Origin of the sequence: Nostoc sp. DedQUE09 (assembly GCF_034530915.1) — a bacterium.
Lineage (GTDB): Bacteria > Cyanobacteriota > Cyanobacteriia > Cyanobacteriales > Nostocaceae > Nostoc.
On record NZ_JAVRCE010000079.1, the window covers coordinates 13,747 to 33,774 of the forward strand.

General features: G+C 41.3%; 9 protein-coding genes. 2 read left to right on the top strand and 7 right to left on the bottom strand.

What is annotated here, in order from left to right:
• Positions 1-69: 69 nt before the first annotated feature.
• The 4 genes from RMY27_RS31360 to RMY27_RS31375 all read right to left on the bottom strand — a co-directional run bounded on the left by RMY27_RS31360 (position 70) and on the right by RMY27_RS31375 (position 6,546).
• Entirely contained in the window at positions 70-2,511 is a 2,442-nt protein-coding gene (locus RMY27_RS31360) for a dynamin-like GTPase family protein (RefSeq protein ID WP_322668730.1), read from the bottom strand.
• Between the two features lie 385 nt (positions 2,512-2,896).
• Entirely contained in the window at positions 2,897-3,880 is a 984-nt protein-coding gene (locus RMY27_RS31365; protein WP_322668731.1) for a polysaccharide deacetylase family protein, read from the bottom strand.
• A 729-nt stretch (positions 3,881-4,609) separates the two neighbouring features.
• Complete coding sequence (locus RMY27_RS31370; protein WP_322668732.1) at positions 4,610-5,494, bottom strand: aspartoacylase; 885 nt, start codon at positions 5,492-5,494, stop codon at positions 4,610-4,612.
• Positions 5,491-6,546, bottom strand: a complete 1,056-nt coding sequence (locus tag RMY27_RS31375) for a glutathione S-transferase family protein (protein WP_322668733.1) — start codon at positions 6,544-6,546, stop codon at positions 5,491-5,493. The genes RMY27_RS31370 and RMY27_RS31375 overlap by 4 nt, the downstream gene beginning before the upstream one ends.
• A gap of 109 nt (positions 6,547-6,655) precedes the next feature.
• On the opposite strand from RMY27_RS31375, the gene RMY27_RS31380 reads away from it, so the two are divergent.
• Positions 6,656-7,633 (top strand): D-glycerate dehydrogenase, encoded by a 978-nt coding sequence (locus RMY27_RS31380; protein ID WP_322668734.1) that lies wholly within the window; start codon positions 6,656-6,658, stop codon positions 7,631-7,633.
• Positions 7,634-7,686: 53 nt separating this feature from the next.
• On the opposite strand, the gene RMY27_RS31385 is transcribed toward RMY27_RS31380, so the two are convergent.
• The 3 genes from RMY27_RS31385 to RMY27_RS31395 form a co-directional block, all read right to left on the bottom strand.
• Entirely contained in the window at positions 7,687-9,432 is a 1,746-nt protein-coding gene (locus RMY27_RS31385; protein WP_322668735.1) for a ShlB/FhaC/HecB family hemolysin secretion/activation protein, read from the bottom strand.
• A 430-nt stretch (positions 9,433-9,862) separates the two neighbouring features.
• Positions 9,863-10,336, bottom strand: a complete 474-nt coding sequence (locus RMY27_RS31390) for a hypothetical protein (RefSeq protein ID WP_322668736.1) — start codon at positions 10,334-10,336, stop codon at positions 9,863-9,865.
• A gap of 246 nt (positions 10,337-10,582) precedes the next feature.
• Complete coding sequence (locus RMY27_RS31395; protein WP_322668737.1) at positions 10,583-16,414, bottom strand: filamentous hemagglutinin N-terminal domain-containing protein; 5,832 nt, start codon at positions 16,412-16,414, stop codon at positions 10,583-10,585.
• Positions 16,415-16,851: 437 nt separating this feature from the next.
• On the opposite strand from RMY27_RS31395, the gene RMY27_RS31400 reads away from it, so the two are divergent.
• Entirely contained in the window at positions 16,852-19,752 is a 2,901-nt protein-coding gene (locus RMY27_RS31400) for a CHAT domain-containing protein (RefSeq protein WP_322668738.1), read from the top strand.
• Positions 19,753-20,028: the final 276 nt, after the last annotated feature.

A 20,028-nucleotide genomic window follows, 5' to 3' on the forward strand; every position in this document is an offset into this window, starting at 1 on the left:
ACTTTTACGAAGTCGGGGATCTGGATACCGCAAATTTTCACAAATTAAATAGGATTGCGATATATAAAATTAAACCTTTTGTATCATATCTGAAATCACAAATCCATTATTAGCAAACTTAGCATCAGTAGCAAATGAATCACCAATTACAGGCAAAAGATGATCGGATAATTGCATCGCCTGTAAACAACTATTAATACTAGAAACAGCCAAATTATATGCTGCAATGTTTTCTTCAAGAACATTCAACAATCGACGATTATTTGCAATTTTTTCTTCAGCTTCTCGTTCTAATGTTTTTTCCAAATAAGCACGTGCCTGTGGGTATTGCTGCAAAATCTCATCTGCTTGCTGATTTGCCATTGGTATCAATTGAGTTTTCAATGTTTGATTAATAGTTTGACGGAAAGATTTACGAATAGTTTGGGAAACTTTTGGTTCAAAATCTAACTTCAATAACTGCCTAATGGCTGGTTCTGCTTCCACGATACTTTCAGCGTCGTAACCTTGAGAAGTTTGGGATAAAGTTTGGCGAAATTGATATATGGAAAAAGTACCTTCATCATAAAATCTAGGGCTTTCTCGCACAAAGCGATCGCACTCTACACTAGCTGCACTTACTAATGCTTGAGTAACTACTTTCTCTAAATTTTTGATCTCTTGTTCAATTCCACCATCATGATCTAATAAACGATATAGCTGGCGATAATATTCTGACTTGCGAATCTTTTCAGTCAACCGCTGGAAATAATTTGCAACTACTTGCTGAGAAGATTCAATCAAAATATCTTCTAATTGATTTGCTAAGTAATAAAATGCCTCTACTAAAATAGCAATCAAAGGTGCGGTAGCGTTTCGAGGATGACTAATGGTTGCACGTCGATAAGCATAAGCTACAGAAAAAGTATCTAGCAATTCATCTAAGCGGCGAATCATTCGTGATTGCAATTGCTTAAAATCTGCTTCAAAAGCATCACAGGACTGATTAATTACATGGTTAACTTCTTCTTTAATATGCTCGCTAAATTCTCTCCCAATTTGCTGTAATTGCTGATTTAGGTGTTGCAACTCTTGCGCCTTCATTGTCTCAATTTCTTGAGGCTGACTATCTAAATTGCGTTGGACATTCTGATAATGTTTTTTGAGCTTAATACAAACATCTTCTAAATCATCAGCAAGATTTTTAAATAATTGTGGACGCTTTTCTTCCGTCAGATAACGAGTAATAGCTGTGCGAAATTCTTCAGTACCACTATCTTGAATTAGCTGTTCTATAATTTCATTTCCCCAATCTCCCAGAATCCGCACATAATTTTGATTTGGACTTTCAAAGCCGTTAACAGAGACACGGAATTTACTGGAAGATAGCTTTCCTGAATTTACACAGTAGTTGTTAAATGCATAGACAAATTGTGGTGTTTCTTCTTTACCATCTAAACCTTTAATACTTTCTGCAAAAACAGAATCTAAACCAAATCTATCTTGTGGGCTTGTCTGTTTAATCTGACTGCCATAAAATCCTAATAATCCACTGGTTTTATAAACCTTTCTGGAATTGGCAAATTGCCCACTAATTAAATCGTCTAATCGTTGCCGTAGCTGAGTATTATACCAAGTTTCATCGATCCGGTTGAAGACATAGAAAACGCGATCGCGTACTCCCCCATTCTCGCGCATCAATTCCAAAAGTTCTGTTTCTTCTTTTGTCATATCACCCGCCGAAGCAGGTTTTAGCACACACACCACCGCCGAAGTATCAGGATGTTGAATTTTGGCATAAGTTAGTTGTGCATCTTTCTCTACTGGCGCATCTATACCAGGTGTGTCAATAATTACATTGCCATCTTGTAGCAAAGGATGATTGCAGTAATATTCTATCCGCTTCAATACCGCACTATTACTACCACGACGCGCATATCCAGCCGCTTCTTTGAGATTGGAAAAGTTAAATTGCTCCATTGAATATGTAGCATTAGTCACCGTGTTGATACGATCGCTATTTGCTATATATCCCTCTAGCAACAACATTAACGCCTTCGCTTGTTTTGCACGTTCTGATTGACTCTCACCACCCTCCTGCTGAATAATCGCTTCAGAACCTTGGCGTAGCAGGTTAATTACCTCAGCTTGGTTAATATTAGGTACTGTCTGAAATCCTAGTTGTTGACACAAAGAAACTGCTTGTTCTCGAATCTCTGCTTCACTTAAAAACGTCAAAACAACACGTTCTTTATCTACTTCTGCATACTCGATTTTGCATTCTGTACCTGTAGCGTGTCCCTCTGCACTGTAGAGCAATTCTCTTTCTAATAGTGCATTGATTAGCATTGATTTCCCAGCGCTAAAAGCACCTGCAAATACAATTTCAAACTTGGGAGAAATCGCCTTACTTAAAGAAGTTCGTACAGGTGTAATATCTTGGGAACGTAGTGTTGGTTCTTGTTGTAAAAGTTGTAATATAGATTCAACCTGCTCTTTCAAGTTTTGGCACTGAAGCGGTAAATCTGACATATTCAGCATCCTGACAATATTTCTCTATATATTAGTAATATTTATTGTCTTGATGGTTCAGTAAATTTCCTGAGAATTATATGTGGTTTCTTGCTATAAATTACTAATAATTAATAACTAATTATCCCAAATTATTTGTATATTTTTAGGAACGCAAGGCCTTGCGCCCCTACTATGAAATATTTTTTAACTGGAAGTCCCTTATACTAAATATGGATAAACAAGTTCTAGCTATTACCTTAACTGCTTATGGCGATAGCTAGAATCGTATTCGCGTTTTGGAAGCAGGTTTCAGACTCATTTATCGAAACCAGCCTCTCTAGGAAAACTAGTTTAAATTGTCTCTAATTTGTTTGGTGTTCGTAATTGGTAATAAATCGTATTTTTATCTCTTTTGAGGCACTAATACAGGCAGTTTACGCCCATCGGCTGCAAATTTAGCGTGTTGTCCAACAGTCAAAACATTAAACTGACTCGATATAATTTCTAAACTTTTGTTCACTATTGCCAGCTTTTTGTAGGTGGGAACACTCATACCAGGAAAGAATGAAAGTTCTGGCACATCTTCTTGACTTACAAAGTCTGTAGGATGGAGTAGCAAAGAAGGCTGGACGCGTGTAATTTTACACAGCCAGAGAGCAATTCGCAGGTAGAGTAACGCCACTTCTGAAGAAAATGTACTCAGAAACATTATGTAACTGAAGTGAATTGGCACTTTAAAAATTGGCATGGTAGTAACGGGAATCTCAGTCAGTTTATCCTTATCTAGATGCCAATGGTAAGGTTTTAGCGGCTGCAAACCCTCTTTAAAACCGCCAAACAGCGCTTCCCGTTTTTTACGTTCTTCCTTGCTCAATTTACAAGTTATTAAATAATATGCTCGTGCTATGGGCCCCAAAAATGTGGGAAAAGTCGAAGCATCATATTCGTATCCTCGTCGTGCTAAGACTTTCAATACTGCTGGAGAAAAACTGTATCCTGGCCCCCGAAAGCCGATAGGATGTTGATGAGTGACACGCTTGATATGTTCTTCGGCAAGTGCCACCTCTTCTTCAATCTCATTCTCTGAATACAGATGTAGCCAAGGATCGTGATAGAATGAATGATTGCCAATTTCATGACCGGCGCTAGCGATCGCTTGTATTGCTTTGGTATTCTTTTCTAGCGCTGCATCCTGACCGACAATGAATACTGTGATTGTCAAATCCCATTGCTTGAGAATATCTAAGAAACGAGGTACTGCGATATCCAGGTAAGAAGGATAATTCTCCCAACCCGGAGCGCCCTGATTTTTTAAATAAGACCAAATATTATCCAAATCTAAAGAAAGACTGGCTATTGGTTTGTTTCCTTTTTGCTTTGTTTTCATTAGGAGTTAAATTATTTGGACAATTTTAAGCGTTAATTATAGTCTAAGGCTTGGGCTTTATTGGTCAAGTTCCATAGTTCGATGGGGGCTGATACCATTTTAGATTTTAGATTTTGGATTGGGAATTGCCTTGGTGCGTCTAGCTTAGTGTGAATCCATCTGCATTGATGTCAACTTAAGCCGAAAACTATATCGGACAGGCATTTTGCAAATCCCTCACGCCCTCATCCCCTAACCCCTTCTCCCTTGGGAGGTACGGTGTACACACAAGTACTTTGGTTCACAACAGAATGGCACTAAGAAAAGAGAAAATCGTTGAGGCAGCAGGGGTGCAGAGGAGCAAAGGAGCAGGGGAGAAAGAAGAAGTTTTAGGCATACGCACGGATACTTAGAAATTCCCCTCTGCGCCCCTGCTCCTCTGCCCCTCTGCAATCCTTACACTGCATACCCTTCAGCTTAACTTAGTGCCATTCGGTTCACAACACAAGTACTTTTGTCCGCAACACAAGTCTTTTTTAAGCCTTTGAGGGAATAAAAAACAGCTTTGTTTTTCGAGAGGGGTTGGGGGGATTAAAAGTCTGTGGAGCCACTCTAAAAGACTTGTGTGTACTTTGCGAGCTACATCCTAGCTAGTACGCGACGGCGGAAATAGAGCAACCATTTAAAATCCGTAAAGAGCTTATTCCATAATACTTTTGACTTTTGACTTTTGACTTCCGCCTTGCGGTACTAGATGTTGATTTGCTGCCTCTGGGTTAAACACATGGCAATTCCCTTTTCGTAGTAAGCTGCCTCATTAATAAAAATTGGCCAAACAGTAGATGCACCTTCATAAACAATTGTTTTATCGTCAAAAGTTATAAACATTGGATCTCCTGGGTTTAAGGCTTGATAATCCTTATCCTGAAGCTCTGGATGAATCATCCCAAAGATTGTACCATCAGATTTTTTTGGGTAGTCTACAACTGATAAATGGTCATAGAGAATCAAGGTTTCGTTATTTGATGGAATTTTACCCTGGTTAAACTGTTCTAAGTAGTCCAGAAGGGCGCGAACAAGTTCCTCTGTTTGTTTGAACAGGGTTGCTTTTAAAAGTCCTTGGGCAATTGGGCCAACCTCAAACGCAAAGCCTAATTCGCATAGAGAATTTACAAATGGGTTTTCTGCAATTGATTTAAAAGAACAGCGATAAACTTTAACTAAAGAATTAAACTGGCTTAGATAAGCAGCCAATTTTAAATTTAAGGGATGACTGTTATCAAGAATAATTGTCAGACCCATATTAGCTGTACTGCTGTGCAAGTCTAAGATAAAATCTGCTTGTTTATCCCCATTTGATGCTAGAGTAGCCTGGATTAATTTAGCTCGCAATTCTTCGTAACTTTCCAGAGTCGGATCTTGTAAATCTTGTTTGAGAAAACAGCGATTTAAATCTTTCTCTACATATCGTCTTCCAGCAGCAAAAGCATGAGGGTTTGCCAACAGAGTGACTGTCTCAAAACTTGGTCTAGTAATTAAATCGGGAAACTGGGCAAATTTCTGGACTAGGTAGGCTCCTGTAAATTCATTGCCATGAGTTCCACCGACAATTGCAACTCGATTAATCTGGTTCATGAAGCATTCACTTTGCCGATGCGATCGCGATCGTGCGGTTGATTGAGATAGGACATATCTGGCCCATTGGGAATAATTCCACCGGGATTGAGTGGAAATAGGTTTCCGTAGTAGTCCCGCTTCACAGTTTCTACGTCACAAGTGTCAGCCACACCTGGAAGCTGATACAAATCGCGCAGATAAGCTCCGAGATTTTGATAGTCTCGAATTCGCTGTTTATTGCATTTAAACAGCCCATAGTAAGCACTATCAAACCGAAATAATGTCGTGAATAAACGTACATCTGCAAGTGTCAGATGTTCACCGCAGAGATAGCGATTAGTCTGCAATGCAAGTTCAATCTCATCGAGAGTTGCGAACAGTTCATTACAGGCTTGATTGTATGCTTCTTGAGTCTGGGCAAAGCCACAGCGATATACCCCGTTATTTACCGCGTGATAAATCTTTTCATTCCACCAATCAATTTTCTCTTGAAGTTCTTCTGGGTAAAGATTTAGCATCGGATTGTTGGCAAACTCGTTAAATTCAGAGTTCAGCATGACGATAATCTCTGAACTCTCATTATTGACGATCGCTTTTGTTTGCTTATCCCATAGTACTGGCACTGTAGAGCGTCCACTGTAGCCGGGTTCTGCCTTCTGGTAAAATTCAGCCAGTGTGCGACAACCTTCTTCTTCCTCGTTAAATATCCAACCGCCTTCAATGGGCGAAGGAGAGACGATACATACTGATATTACCGCTTCGAGTTTTTTAAGCGATCGCACAACTAAAGTTCGATGCGCCCAAGGACAGCCCAGCCCAACATAAAGTTTGTAGCGCCCCGTTGCTGGTGGGTGTGGATTCCCTTCTTCTATGCCAATGAACTTGCGAAACTGACTATTAGGACGAATATATGCTCCCGACTGATTGCGAGGAGCAAGGTTTGACATCATTATCTGCCACATAGTCGTCCAGACAAACTTTCCTACCCAGATAATCAGCTTGGGAGGAAGCGACTTGCCTTTCTTCTTGGGGAGCTTTTTCTCGTCATCCATTGGAGTTGAGTTAGTCATAAATTGGTACTACAGCACCACGGATAAACATCTATATTCAGGGTAGACTAAGCAAAGACAAAATGAACCAGTAATATATCTCTTTGAGGAGATAAAAGGTTCAAGAATTATGATTCAAGCTAAAGTCTTCGTCACTCGTCGCTTACCCATCGAATTAGAGCAACTGCGATCGCTCGCTATTGTGGAAGTTTGGCCAGAACGCCAACCCCCTCCATACGAAATTTTACTAGAAAAAGTCAAGGAAATAGATGGATTGCTATGTCTGCTAACTGACCAAATCGATCGCCAACTCATTGAGTCTGGGAAACTCAAAGTCATCAGTCAAATGGCAGTAGGTTACGATAACATTGACATTGCTGCCGCTACGGCGCGAAAAATTCCCGTCGGTAATACTCCTGGGGTGTTAACCGATGCTACCGCAGATTTTGCCTGGGCATTACTAATGGCAGCTGCACGGCGAGTAGTGGAGGCAGATCGATTTACTCGTGCAGGTTTGTGGCAGACTTGGGAACCAGATTTGTTGTTGGGGCCAAATGTTACGGGTGCTACCTTGGGGATTGTTGGTTTTGGGCGGATTGGTCAAGCGATCGCTCGTCGTGCCAAAGGGTTTGAAATGCAGATATTGTACACGAGTAGGCAACGATGCAGCCCAGAGTTAGAACAATCTTTAGGTGTGGAGTTTGCTACGTTAGAACACTTACTGCAAGAGTCGGATTTCGTAACTCTGCATACACCATCGGCTGATGATACTTATCATTTAATTAGCGATCGCCAATTTGAATTGATGAAGCGATCGGCTATTTTGATTAACACGGCGCGAGGAACTATTGTAGATCCAGATTCTCTGTATCGCGCCCTTGCCAGTGGTCAAATCGCTGCTGCGGCTGTAGATGTCACCGAACCAGAACCGATTCCTAGTAATAGCCTGTTATTGACCTTAGAAAATCTAATTATTGCACCTCATATCGGCAGTGCCAGCCGTCAAACGCGCTCAAAAATGGCTTCAATGGCGATCACTAATTTAATTGCCGGATTGAGGGGCGATCGTTTGGCTAATTGCGTCAATCCTGAAATTTATAATTCATAATTCACGCCTGATGTGAATTATATATCTACCGACTCAATCTAGAAATCTCGCTTTTAAAAAGGCTGATATCGCACTGAAAAATTAAAGCCATTCTCTTGTAGCGAACTACCGCGATCGCTTGTGCCCATTAATGGTATACCATAGTCTGCACGCAATACCAAACCGTTAAAAGGTTGCCAGTTCAAGCCCAACCCCAAGCTAGCAATAGTTTGTGGGTCGGCATTAATACCGCGATTATTCCAAGCTGTACCGATATCAAAAAATGGGATTAGCTGTAATGTCTCCACATTTGAAGCCAGGGGAATCCGAACTTCCACACCTCCAACTACCCCATTGTCAGCAACAATTTGATTTTGATCGTAAGCGCGCACTGTATCAACTCCTCCAATGCTAATTTTTTCCAACGAAAGTAAGGAATCAGGAGTAAGTTGAGTGTTAACTTTGGCTAGCATCAAGATGCGGGGAGATAGCCGTTGTACCCATTGAAATTGTCCCACCCAAGAGAAAAAACGCCCATCAGTACCACTATCGTTAACGGTTGCGTCAATTGCATCAATCCCAAAACTAAATTGCGATCGCGCCGCTAGAACACTGTTAGCATTACGTTGTAACCAATCTTGAGAAAAGCGGATTACCGTAACTCGTGATTCTCCATCTTCTGGCCCTTCGGTAAAGGAGAAGGGCATATCATTCAGGATGTAAGTTTGACTGCGCCGTAAATCGAATGCTAAACCCAAAGCAAATTCTCTGTTTGGCGTGTGGATTAGCGGTTGACGGACGTTAAAAGAAAGGGTTTCGGCTTCGCTGCGGATATTTAAGTCACGAAATTCGCTTTCAATAATGCGGCTAGCACTGTTGCTATAGCGGACACCAATGGTTCCATCTAAGGCGTTAAAGGGAATAGAATAATTGATATTGTAAATGTCTAAACCTTCGCTACCAGCATATTCAGCACTAAATTTATCCCCAAATCCTAATAAATTATCGTGAGCAAGAAAAACACTCCCTTGTTCTGAGCCGACGCTAGTTGATTGGTTATTTGCAAAGGTAACTCCAAGGTGGAATGGTGGCGATTCGGTAATTGTCACCTGTAAAATATTATTTCCGGGAGTGCTACCTGCGGTTAACTCAGCATTAACTCGTTGAATTACTGGGTCAAGTTGTAATAATTGTAGCGCTTGTTCGAGGCTCTTTTGATTTAAAGGCTTACCTGCAAGGCGTTTAATCCGGGAACGCACATACCCAGGCTGCAATCTTTGTAATCCTAAAATGGAAATTCCTTCGAGTTCGCCTTCGACAACTTGAATTTGTACGACACCGCTAGCGACATTTTGATTGTTAGAAATAAATGCACCACTGGTGATATAGCCATTATCAACATAGAGTTTAGTGATTTGCGATCGCAGTTGCAATAACTGCTCAAAGGTGATGTTTTTATTTTCTAAAGGCTGTTTTAATTTAATGATTTCATCTTTTAAAACAGAATAGCCTGTGACTTGAATTTCTTTAACAAAAAAACTTTCACCGCTAGGAAAGATGTTATCAGGTAGATTTTCCTGTGGAGGCGATGGGAGTATGGGAACAGTTGGTGTCGCTGGTGTGGGTGGAAGTGTTGGTGTCGGTGGAAGAGTTGGTGTCGGTGATGGTTGGGGTAGAGTTTCTTCAACTTTCCCCGGTGTATCGGGGGGAATTGTAACTCCTGGCGGGGGTGTCGATTGTGCAAATACTGCAAGTGGAGTGATGCTGATGCAGGTAAGTAATATGAAAAAAAGCTTTGAAAACCGAAAGTATGAACTCATTGTTTATTTATGATTTGAAAGGGTGATCATTTGTCATTGATAAGGTTTTTAGATATACTTACGTTTCGTAACATACTTCTTTTTATTTCCACCAACTGACTTAGCGATCGTATTACTAATTAGATAGTTATGAAGTATTATTACTTAATTAAAATACCATGATGGGTTGCTTGATGATTGCACCTTTATGCAATCATCAAGATCCAATTTGGCCATTTTAATATTTAGTACTTACGTATTGATAAATAAGACAATAAATGCATTAACAAAAAAATATGTGATAGTGCAAGCGCCTATTTGTCAGTTCACTAATCACTAGGGAACTTAAAAGGCAAATAATTTGCGCCATCTTTATTTAAGATTGAGATATCATCTCTTCCACATCTACAGGCGAGCATTGTCGTCGATCATCGCAAGTAAAAGCTGTAAATCAACCATCATCCTCAATAGCAAATAAAAAATTATCAGCAGCATAAGTAGGGTGTCTTGTGGAAGTTCCAGCATAGACAGGGTTATATCCCAAAAAAACTAATCCGCGAGGAGAAGACTTAAGTCTAATTTTTTGGTCTACAACCTGTTTTTTATTAGAACTAAAATATCTAGTTCTCATCACTCCAGAATATCCGTTCATCACCAGCACGCTTGTATGGACAACTCCATCAACGCTATATTTTAGCTGCCAGCTTCCGTAAATCGGAGAATTTGCATCTACCAGTTGCGCGATCGTATAAGATGAAGATTGAGAAACATCTGGTGTTTGTACTAAAGCATTTCTCGCATCTGCTGACTTAATACCAAACAATCCAATTCCAGCTAATAAAATTGCAATGGAAGTAGTTTGTTTGAAATTTGGTAATGTCAAAGATGTTGCTAAAACTGTGTTACAAAATAGTTTAGAAAACATAATCAACCTCTAATCTGAGTTAAAAGAATAACGATAATTTCATCAGCAATGGTTGATAAATTGATGATTTTTGTTGTTTTTCGATTTATTAACCGTTTCTTTAATACTCAGATTAAGGGATATGACTAGGTAATTCATTCACCATTTATGCATATATAGTTGCATGATTTGGATGGTGCGATCGCATGATTGTGCGTCCCATTTTGCAGAAAACTGCATATAGAATTTTCCCAATATGTGCAATATTTATTTTGAACAACTTCTACTCAAAATTAATTGCCCATTTGGTAATCGATACAATCCTTGTGGTTCAATTATTGGGTCGCCTTTTTTCCAAGGACGTGGTGTTGGTTCAACATTACGCACATCACCAGTTGTGTAGGCTGAAGTTAAGACATCTCCCGGAGTATAGCGTAAAGCACCAGAACCTGGGATGGTAAAAGAGTTTTCTTGTCGTTTCGTGCCGCGTGAAATGCAGCTATTGGCAATGAGTGCGTTGGTATCGATGACATTTGGTGATAATCCGGTGAAGCTGTTTTGAATAGAACTGTTATCGGGTGTATTGATATTTGTTACACCGGAAACCCCTAATTCTGAACTTGCAGTGATATCGCTTTTTTCGGTTAGTTTTGAACGTGACTCGATACCGAAGATACCTTGCGAGTTGATTTGGATGTTTCCACCTGTTCCTGTAAAGGCGTTAGCGCTGATATCGCTGTTTTCTTCAGGGACAGCAATAATAAATTTCGAGTTGATATTTATGTCACCGCCATCCCCACCTAATTCTTCTGTGCCTGCGTTGGTAGAGATTTGAGCGCCACGACGGAGTAAGAGTAAATTGCTGTTGGCGTTGATGTTACCACCGTTACCTGATGCAGATTCAGCGTTGAGTTTGCCTTGGTTGTCTAAGGTAATTTTGGGTGAGTTGATTTCGATGTCGCCTGTGATTCCTGAACCTGTGGAACTGACAAATAAGCCACTGTTAGCACCGATATTTACTACGTTGTCAGGAAAATTAGTAATGCGATCGGTGTAACTAGGATCAATACCACTAATTATTACTTTATCAGTAGCATTGACAGTAATTTTACCTGCACGTCCATTGCTTGAGGTAGTGGTGGTGAGTTGTCCGCCGTTGAGTGCTTCAAAGACATTTGCATTTACCGTAATATCGCCACCTTTTTGATTATTTCTAGTGCGTGCATCTAGTAAAGCGCCGTCTGATACGCGAAAGATATTGGTGTTTACGTTAATATCGCCACCTTTGCCTGTGGAAGTAGAATCAGTAAATGTAAATAAAGCACTAGATAATCCTGTCTCTTGATTAGTTCGAGAAATAGTTATTGCATCTTTTGCATTGATACGAATATTTCCTGCATTCCCCTGTCCAAAAGTTGAGGCATTAAGTAGAGCGCCACCACTTAGAGAGAAGTCACCAGAATCAATGGTAATGTTACCGCCATTCCCAACCGTTCCTGTACTCACCAAGCTGAAAATCGCACTAGGAAAACCGTTTTTCTGCCCAACAATATCAACAGCACCTGTCACCGAAACATTGACATTACCTGCATCACCTCTTCCTGCTGGTTGGGTATCAGATGCACCACGAGTAATGGTTAGCAGTTGAGCGCTATCGGTGAGTGACAGTGTTGCTGCATTGATGTCGATATTGCCACCCTGACCTACACCTCCTGCTTCGACTGCACTGAGGATGTCACCATTTGCAAGGGAAACAGCATTTTTTGCACCGACTGTCACATTCCCTGCATTTCCCACTCCTGAAGTTGAGGCAACAAGTTTAGCGCCATCTCGTAATGAGAATGAACCAGAATCAATGGTAATGTTACCCCCATTGCCAACAGTCCCCGTCTCCACATTGCTACGAATCCCACTAGGAAAATCGTTTTTCTCTCCAGCAATATCAACAGCACCTGTTACCAAAACATTGACATTGCCTGCATCCCCTCGTCCTGCTGGCTGGGTAGCAGATGCTTCACGAGTAGCAGTTAGCAGTTGAGCGCCATCAGTCAGTGACAGTGTTGCTGCATTAATATCGATATTGCCTCCTTTACCTACGCCTCCTGCTTCCACGGTGCTGAAAATGTAAGCGTTACCTGCAAGGGAAATAGTATCTTTTGCACCCACCGTCACATTCCCCGCATTCCCCACTCCTGAAGTTGAAGCATTAAGTTGAGCGCTATTACTTAGAGAGAACGAACCAGAATCGATAGTAATGTTACCACCATTGCCAACAGTCCCCGTTCTCACAAGGCTGCGAATCCCACTGGGAAAATCGTTTTTCTCCCCAGCAATATCAACAGCACCTGTTACCAAAACATTGACATTCCCCGCATCCCCTCTTCCTGCTGGTTGGGTATCAGATGCACCACGAGTAATGGTTAGCAGTTGAGCGCCATCAGTGAGTGACAGTATTGCTGCATTAATATCTATATTGCCACCCTGACCTACGCCTCCTGCTTCGACTGCACTGAGGATGTCACCATTTGCAAGGGAAATAGCATTTTTTGCACCCACCGTCACATTCCCCGCATTCCCCTGTCCATAAGTTGAGGCTTCAAGTTGAGCGCCATCACTTAGAGAGAAGTCATCAGAATCAATGGTAATGTTACCCCCATTGCCAACAGCCCCCGTTTCCACATTGCTGCGAATCCCACTGGGAAAACCGTTTTTCTCCCCAGCAATATCAACAGCACCTGTTACTAAAACATTGACATTTCCTGCATTTCCCTGTCCATAAGTTGAGGCTTCAAGTTCAGCGCCATCACTTAGAGATAATGAACCAGAATCGATAAAAATGTTACCCCCATTGCCAACAGCCCCCGTTTCCACATTGCTGCGAATCCCACTGGGAAAACCGTTTTTCTCCCCAGCAATATCAACAGCACCTGTTACTAAAACATTGACATTTCCTGCATTCCCTTGTCCTGCTGGTTGAGTAGCAGATGCACCACGAGTAATGGTTATCAGTTGAGCGCCATCAGTGAGTGACAGTGTTGTGGCATTGATGTCGATACTGCCTCCGTTACCTATGCCTCCTGCTTCTACAGTGCTTAAAATGTAAGCGTTACCTGCAAGGGAAATAGCATTTTTTGCACCCACTGTCACATTCCCCGCATTCCCCACTCCTAAAGTTGAAGCAGAAAGTCGAGCGCCGTCACTTAGAAAGAATGAGCCAGAATCGATGGTAATGTTACCCCCATTCCCAACTCCTCCGGTGAGCAAAGTACTGCGGATAGCACTGTCTGTCCCCGCAACTTCTACTTTTCCTGTAGTATTGAGAATAATATTTCCTGCCTGACTATTAGGTGAATCTAAACCTTGTCCACCAGTGCTAGCAACCAGTTTAGCGCCATCAGTTAGAGAGAACGAGCCACTTGAGATGTTTATATTTCCCCCATTACCTCTTGCTCCCGTTTCTACATCGGTGAAAATTGCACTAGGAAAACCGTTTTTCTCCCCAGCAATATCAACAGCGCCTGTTACCAAAACATTGACATTGCCTGCGTCTCCTCTTCCTGCTGGTTGGGTAGCAGATGCACCACGAGTAGCAGTTAGTAGTTGAGCGCCATCGGTGAGTGACAGGGTTGCTGCATTGATGTCGATATTGCCACCCTTACCTACACCTCCTGCTTGTATGGTGCTGAAAATATCAGCATTTGCAAGCGAAACAGCATTTTTTGCACCCACTGTCACATTCCCCGCATTCCCAACTCCTGAAGTTGAGGCAGAAAGTTTAGCGCCATCACTTAGAGATAAGTCACCCGAATTGATGGTAATGTTACCGCCATTCCCAACTCCTGAAGTTGAGGCAGAAAGTTTAGCGCCATCACTTAGAGATAAGTCACCAGAATCGATGAAAATGTTACCTCCATTGCCCTGTCCATAAGTTGAGGCAGAAAGTTCAGCGCCATTGGTCAGAGAAACTCTCTGAGCTGTGATAGTAATATCTCCTCCAGAGCGTTTCCCTGTAAATTCCGGTGAAGGTATTGCGAAGGGCCCGACAACGCTATATCCTCCACTAGAAATATTATTACTTCCTACTCCATCGAAGGAAATTGTATTTCCGGCTTCAATAGTGATACTTCCTGCATTACCTTGTCCAAAGGTTGCAGGAGTTATCACAGAACCATTGCTGACAAAAACAGAGTCATCAGCATTAATTTGAATATTTCCGGCGTTACCTTTGCCAAGAGTGCTTGTAGCGATTAGAGCGCCATCTTGTAGAGAAAGCGATCGCGTTCTAATATTGATATTAGCCCCATTTCCTATACCTAAAAGACCAACAGCACTAAGTACTCCACTGTTAGTTCCTGAAAATGAAACTTTGTCTTTTGCTAAAATAGTGACATTCCCTGCATTTCCCTGTCCCAAAATTGAGGCAGAAAGTTTAGCCTCATCAGTAAAGGAAAGGGAACTACCTCTGATGTTGATATCTCCACTGTTGCCTACACCTCCCGTTCCCACATTACTGAAGATGTCACCACCTGCAAGGGAAACAGTATCTTTTGCACCCACTGTCACATTCCCTGCATTTCCCACTCCTGAAGTTGAGGCTTCAAGTTGAGCGTCATCACTTAGAGAGAACGAGCCAGAATCAATGGTAATGTTACCCCCATTGCCAACAGTCCCTGTTTCCACATTGCTACGAATCCCACTAGGAAAATCGTTTTTCTCTCCAGCAATATCAACAGCACCTGTTACCAAAACATTGACATTGCCTGCATCCCCTCGTCCTGCTGGCTGGGTAGCAGATGCTTCACGAGTAGCAGTTAGCAGTTGAGCGCCATCAGTCAGTGACAGTGTTGCTGCATTAATATCGATATTGCCTCCTTTACCTACGCCTCCTGCTTCCACGGTGCTGAAAATGTAAGCGTTACCTGCAAGGGAAATAGCATCTTTTGCACCCACCGTCACATTCCCGGCATTCCCCTGTCCATAAGTTGAAGCAGAAAGTCGAGCGTCATCACTTAGAGAGAATGAACCAGCATCGATAGTAATGTTACCGCCATTGCCTTTTGAATCTTCACGTACAAGATTGCGAATCCTACTCCCGGAGTCAGCAACTTTGATTTCTCCCGTAGCATTAAGGGTAATATCCCCCGCAGTCGCCTCTGGTTTCCCCAAACCTTCAGCGATACCAGCATTCAGCTGACTCCCTCCCAAAATATTTATGTTGCGGGCATTAATCGCAATATCACCGCCACCAGCAGCTTCTACATACACAAACGCTTTATTGGTAAGTGACACATCTGCACGAGTCACATTCTCAGGAAATTTCAAGCTGAGATTATCCTCATTAAAAAGAAGATTGACATTTCCAGGTGCTGCTAACCCTCCTAATTCAACTCTGCCACCATAAGCATTTAACTCGCCGCCATCCATGCTGACATTACTGCCCACTAGCAGCAAACTTTTACCATCAGGTACTCGTAAACCAGATACATTAAACCCTGCTGGGTCTGTTCCGGCTCGTGCAATTGAGTTATTTTGAATTCCTGCACCTTGATTAATCTGATTAAAGAACAACGCCGAAGGATTTACCGTCAACAATGGTGGTGCTTGGGGATTGGTGGCACTGAAAATACCCTGATTGCCAAACTGCACTCCATTGGCTGTTGTCCCGACAAAACTCCCCTGCACATCTAACTGCGCATTCTGCCCAAATAAAATTCCATTGGGATTAATCAAAAACAAATTTGCTGCACCAGCAACTCCCAATGTCCCGAAAATATTCGATGCATTCCCACCTGTTACACGCGTCAATATATTTTCTATTCCAGTGGGGTTAGCAAAATACACTCGTTGCCCATTTTCGATATTAAACTCGCTGAAACTATGAAAAAGATTGCTGTCGCGTGTTGCACCACCCTCAATTTTGTCACCCAGTGTGCCATTAATTATCAGATTTTGCTTGAGTTGAGAAGCTTCTGCACCCAGAGTATTATCGGGCGTGATTTGTGCATGGGCGGGCATTGCTTGGCTGAATGCAGTGGATATTAAGCATAAAGAAAGAATGCTTTTAATACTGGCTTTTTGAGGATGATATGGTTGATTCATAAATAATTTACCTTGGATAAATTAGATAAAATCCACAATCAGGTAAACAGCAAGGTAATGCATTTACCTTTTATGCAAATATAATTACATGATTCTGTATGGTGCGATCGCACAATTTATGCTTGCATATAATGCATCTAAAATGCGCTAAATGCCGATATATACCGTTGATCTGAGGCTAAGACAACTAAGTCTAACCCAAAATCAAGTATTTTAAGTTTTGTCTATTTAACTTGCACTTTTAGTCACAAAATGCAAGAAAAATTGCATAAAACTGCATACTTTCCCAAAACTCAGTTTTCGATTACTATTTCTGGTAATTTAAAAATAAAATTCATACAAGTATTTCCTCTATCAATTAATTGTAATCAAAAAAGCTGTATAGAAGATAACTTTTTAAAATTCAATACCAGATCCAGACATTGCTGAATTAAAATATGAAATCCCCAAAAAAATATCTTAAACTCTTACTCTCTAAACCTTTACGACCACCATTCGCCTTTCGCTTCTCCCAAGGAAAGAAGTTTCGAGCAGCAGATTGCGCCACTCAATTTTTTTTATCTGCAAGGCGAATTCGTCTCTTCACCGAGCATTACCAAAAACTAAATCGCCATCGATTAATTAAAGTATTATTTTTGGCAAGTCTCGTAATTTGTTTATTGTTTGGAAAAGTTGTATCTGCACAAACTCCAAATGTCACTGCACTAGTTGAACAAGGAATTAAAGATTATGATGCCGGAAATTTTGTTAATGCGATAAAAAATTGGCAAGAGGCATTAAATCAGGATAAAAATAATCCGTCAGTTACGGGAGTTGTGAATGAAAATTTGGCGCGCGCTTACCAAAAAATAGGAGAAAATAAAGCAGCGATCGCATCGTTATCGGCAGCAATTAATGACTATAATGCGGTGAATAATATCCAGCAAGTTGGACGTATGAAGTCAGAACTTGCCCAAGTTTACAGCAATTTGGGACAACCTCGTAAAGCGATCGCACTTTTATGTGGTCAACTAATAGATAAGTCGAAAAACTCCGAAAATCAATTAAGTCAGGAAATCAAATGCACTCCAGAAAGTGCTGCACAAATCGCCACCAAATACAACGACAAACCCGGTCAGGTTGCGGCTTTGGGTATTCTCGGTGAAGCATATCGCTTAATCGGAAGTTACGACCAAGCAATTAAGTATTTAGACACAGCCCAACAAGTTAGTCCCGAATCTAAATTTTTGGTGTTTAATAGTTTGGGTAATGCTTACAAAAGTCGCGGTCAATTGCGAGAGTTACAAGCCGATTCGGCAAATAAGGCTGGTATTTTTAGTAAAGAACAAGAATTTACGCAAAAGTCACAAGAAGACTATGACAGAGCTTATCAATATTTTCAAGATAGTATAAAATTCGCCCGTAACGAAAAACAACCTTTAGCAGAGATGCGGGGATTATTAAATTTCATTCAGTTGGTTTCCCAGACAAATAAGAGCAAATTTATTAATGATGAGGAGTTTAACAAAGCCCTTAAGGATGCTTTAAAAGTTCTCGAAGCTTTGCCCGATTCTGCCACAAAAGTCTATGGCGCAATTGATTTAGCATACTTGCAGCGCGATGCGAAAGGAACTTCACCCTTTACCTACTGTCCAACTGGGCTGGTTTTATCTGGTAACAATGAAGCATTAAATTTGCTCGAAAACTCAGTATTAACAAGTAGAAAATTGCAAGATGATCGCCTAATTTCTTATTCTAATGGTGCTTTGGGTCATTTCTGGGAATGTAATTCAGATAATGAAAAAGCATTAAATAGTCAAAAAACATTCAATAATGAGAAGGCATTAAAATATACCCAAGCTGCTATCATTGCAGCAGACAGCAAGTTAAGCGCAAAAGATAGCTTGTATTTGTGGGAGTGGCAAGCCGGACGCATTTTAGATAAACAGAATCGACAAGAAGAAGCGATCGCATCTTATCAACGAGCATTTGATACCTTAGAAGATATCCGCCAGGATATTTTAACTGCCGAACGGGATGTACAATTTGATTTCCGCGATGTTGTTCGCCCACTATACCGGACATTGGCACAGTCGCGGCTCAATTTGCTAGGAGTTGGGGCAATTGCAGACGAAGGACGTGCGAAGGAACTATCGAAAGTAGTTAACACCATCGATGCGTTGAAACTCGCAGAATTACAGAATTATTTTGGCAATGATTGCATTTTGAGTGGGTTGAATCCTAAACAGGTGGGCGAACTCCTCGAAGATAATAGTGTAGCGTTTAAAAATACTGGCTTTTTGAGTTCAATAATTTTAGATGGCAAAACCGGGATATTATTGCAGTTACCCAATCAGGCAACTAAATTTAAGTGGATTGAAGACCCCAATCAACAAGGTGAGAAAATAGTTAGCAGCGATACCCTACAGAAAAAAATTGCCGAGTTTCGCACAGGACTAGTTAAAAGAGAAGAAATTAACTACGATCCAACAATTGCATCACAGCTTTATGATTGGATAATTCGCCCCTTTGCTGAGGATATCAAACCGGAGAAAGTCAAAACTCTGGTATTTATTCAGGATGGGTTTTTGCGTAGCGTTCCAATGGCGGCACTTTATGACAGCCAACAAAAGAAATATTTAGTCGAAACTTATGCAGTTGCAACAACTCCCAGTTTACGACTAACCACACCTAAACTACGCGATCGCAGTACGCAAAAGGCGTTAATTTTGGGTTTGACAAAAGAAGCTACCATCGACGGCAAGACTTTTGAACAGCTTTTTGCGGTTCCCGATGAAGTCAATGCAGTTCAAAGTATATTCCCCAATCATACCCCCCTGATTGACGATAATTTTCTCCTCGAAAGTTTTCAAGACAAACTTGATAAAACCACATATCCCATTGTTCACATAGCTAGTCACGCTCAATTTGGGATCATTCCTGAAGACACCTTCATTGTCACCGGGAAAAACCAAAAACTTACCATAAGCCAATTAGAAAACTCACTGCGAAACCTTAACAGCAAATCAGATAATGTCGAACTACTCACACTCACGGCCTGTGAAACCGCAGTTGGTGATGACCGTGCCACACTAGGATTAGCTGGAGTTGCATTACAAGTTGGAGTTAAAACTGCGATCGCATCTTTGTGGAGTGTTACGGATCAATCGACATCCGAACTAGTCAAAACATTTTACGCCAACTATCGTAACACTGGTATGAGTATTGCAGAAGCTTTGCAAAAGGCTCAAATTAGAATGATTCATGCTAAGAAATTACCGCCATCTGAAGGTGTCAATATCATGTACGATCATCCTGCATATTGGGCACCAATGGTTGCGATCGGTAATTGGCTTTGAAAAAGATCCCCAGTACCGCAAGGCGGAAGTCAAAAGGGACGCATACTTATGCGTCCCTAAAGCAAATTGCTATGAAAAGTGCTGGGTGCTGAGTTCCTCAGCTTAGAGTAAAAAGACCGCCCACACTCTTGCGGGATATCAACCTTTTCCTATAAGAAGATTCCGCGCACTTGCAGACGGGGCTTTTACCTCAGTGCGGAAATACTGAGTACTTCTTAAATTTACTCAGCACTCAGCACTCAGCACTCAGCACTCAGCACTCAGCACTCAGCACTC

Bases quoted from the DNA above. Each gene is read 5' to 3' on its own strand.
- RMY27_RS31400 (WP_322668738.1), top strand. From the start codon at position 16,852: ATGAAATCCCCAAAAAAATATCTTAAACTCTTACTCTCTAAACCTTTA.
- RMY27_RS31360 (WP_322668730.1), bottom strand. From the start codon at position 2,511: ATGTCAGATTTACCGCTTCAGTGCCAAAACTTGAAAGAGCAGGTTGAA.
- RMY27_RS31380 (WP_322668734.1), top strand. From the start codon at position 6,656: ATGATTCAAGCTAAAGTCTTCGTCACTCGTCGCTTACCCATCGAATTA.
- RMY27_RS31370 (WP_322668732.1), bottom strand. From the start codon at position 5,494: ATGAACCAGATTAATCGAGTTGCAATTGTCGGTGGAACTCATGGCAAT.
- RMY27_RS31385 (WP_322668735.1), bottom strand. From the start codon at position 9,432: ATGAGTTCATACTTTCGGTTTTCAAAGCTTTTTTTCATATTACTTACC.
- RMY27_RS31365 (WP_322668731.1), bottom strand. From the start codon at position 3,880: ATGAAAACAAAGCAAAAAGGAAACAAACCAATAGCCAGTCTTTCTTTA.
- RMY27_RS31390 (WP_322668736.1), bottom strand. From the start codon at position 10,336: ATGTTTTCTAAACTATTTTGTAACACAGTTTTAGCAACATCTTTGACA.
- RMY27_RS31395 (WP_322668737.1), bottom strand. From the start codon at position 16,414: ATGAATCAACCATATCATCCTCAAAAAGCCAGTATTAAAAGCATTCTT.
- RMY27_RS31375 (WP_322668733.1), bottom strand. From the start codon at position 6,546: ATGACTAACTCAACTCCAATGGATGACGAGAAAAAGCTCCCCAAGAAG.